1 pseudogene is annotated in these 266 nt (G+C 56.0%); it reads left to right on the top strand.

What is annotated here, in order from left to right:
• Positions 1-266: pseudogene (locus tag QSV46_RS39935) on the top strand (beta-L-arabinofuranosidase domain-containing protein); the annotation flags it as partial.

The following is a 266-nucleotide window of genomic DNA, read 5'->3' as shown; positions in this document are numbered from 1 at the left end:
ACCCTGAACGGCGGCCCTGTCAATTGCGAGTCGCGCAAGGGCTATTTGCACATTCACCGCACGTGGCGGCAGGGAGATCGGCTCAAACTATCGCTGCCGATGGAAGTACGCCGCGTATACGGTCATCCGCAACTTCGCAATTTGACGGGCAAGGTGGCTATCCAGTGTGGCCCTTTGATTTATTGTCTGGAAGAAGCCGACAACGGGACCGAGTTGCACAACGTTTGGCTTCCTGCAGAAAGCCGGTTTTCGCTTATCGAAGGCAC

The sequence above is a fragment of the Bradyrhizobium cosmicum genome, from assembly GCF_032290525.1.
GTDB lineage: Bacteria > Pseudomonadota > Alphaproteobacteria > Rhizobiales > Xanthobacteraceae > Bradyrhizobium > Bradyrhizobium cosmicum_A.
Note: the sequence above shows the minus strand (reverse complement) of the source record. Positions and strands in the feature narration are given on the sequence as shown.